2 protein-coding genes are annotated in these 1,415 nt (G+C 38.8%); both read right to left on the bottom strand.

What is annotated here, in order from left to right; genetic code table 11:
* The coding region (locus ACFIK3_RS09480; protein WP_375676618.1) for a lambda exonuclease family protein at positions 1-519 on the bottom strand (519 nt) is incomplete at its 3' end.
* A gap of 1 nt (position 520) precedes the next feature.
* A complete protein-coding gene (gene bet, locus ACFIK3_RS09475; protein WP_375658291.1) occupies positions 521-1,348 on the bottom strand; it encodes a phage recombination protein Bet in 828 nt (275 codons plus the stop codon).
* Positions 1,349-1,415: the final 67 nt, after the last annotated feature.

The raw sequence follows: 1,415 nt of genomic DNA, 5'->3' as shown, positions 1-1,415 counted from the left end.
ACGCTTGACTTTCATGCGTAAGTGAAAGAATTCCCCCGTAAAACGTGGGTCATAGCTTACGAAATCACACCATTTTCGTTCTGTACAAGCCATTTGGAATTGCATTTGTGCGTGATATTCTGGTTTGATTTCGTCACCTATACAAAAGCGCATATGTGTTACTGATCTCGGGCATTTGACTTCGATTAAACCGTCTTCTCCAATGAGACCATCGGGGCTAGCCCCCGCCATTTCTATTGTGGGGTGTTGGATAAAGCCGCATTTTGTTATATCGGCATCATAAATGAAGCCATATTCTCTCAAGGCATCATCTTCATGCTCAATACCCCATCTCATATCTTCAGTTTCATAATAGGGGCTTGTTTCTCTTGTTAAACGTTCTGTTATGAGTTTGATTTTGTAGTCTTCATATTTGCTCGTAGGCAATCCTTTTGTAGTTTTACTGAGTACGCTGTAAATGTTTGATGCGGTGACTTTACCCAAGCGCGCTTGAAACCATTCTGCTGTTCTTTGTTCCATATCACACCGCCGTTCTTTGTTCTTGTGATACATATTCTATATCTTGGACGTGAATATATTCGGCATCTTGTATAGGCGCTTCTATTTGCTTTTGTTGTAGGAAAGATTGTTCTTTTTCATGCTGTCTCTTTTGCAAAATATCCAAAATCCTTTGTGCTACTTCATCAGGAAGATCTTCAAGCCTATCGACTTGTGCATAATCAAGCACTTTTTCTTCTTCTGTTTGAGTGATGTTTATTAATTGTTTGATTTGCGTAAGCACATCATAAGAAACTAACTTCGTTTGTACGTTATGGTTTGTTTCATTGATACGTTTTGCTTCATCTTCTTCATAAATACCGGAAAGCCCGAAAGCATAGCGAGCACACTGTATAGTAGCTTTATGGCGCAACATACGTGCGGGGTATTTTTTCCAAGGTTCACTTTTGTCTTGTTCGCATTCTTTGAGATATTCGGTGACTTCGATAGGGTCTTTAATTCCTTTGAGACGAATAGCACATTTGATAGCAATGATATTCCCATCTTCATTGAGTTGATCTTGAAAGGTCATGCCATCAAAGTCAGGATTTGATTTGATGATCTTTATCCAACCGTCGATAGAAACAACGGGTATGATGCCGCCGCCTTTTTTAGGGAATGCATAGATTTCTTTTGTTAAAGGGTTAAGTCCATAAGTATTGGCAACAAAAAGAAAAACGGCAAATTCTGCATCAGTGATGACATTAGCATTTTTATCTCCAATACAAGTTTTTATGATTGTGGTTCGAAATTCTTCAGCAGAAAATCCATATTTTTCTGCCATTTCTTTTAAAAAAGTAGAATTTGTCATGTTGGTTTCCTTGATTTGCGCGCAATTCCCCCGTGGCGTGAATCACGCTTGTGTTAAAAGGCTGGTT

This window comes from Bartonella sp. CB10SXKL, assembly GCF_042195515.1.
Classification (GTDB): domain Bacteria; phylum Pseudomonadota; class Alphaproteobacteria; order Rhizobiales; family Rhizobiaceae; genus Bartonella.
The sequence above is the reverse complement of the archived record's forward strand: the minus strand, read 5'-3'. Positions and strand labels throughout refer to the sequence as shown.

Coding starts and splice junctions, on each gene's coding strand:
- bet (WP_375658291.1), bottom strand. CDS start 1,348: ATGACAAATTCTACTTTTTTAAAAGAAATGGCAGAAAAATATGGATTT.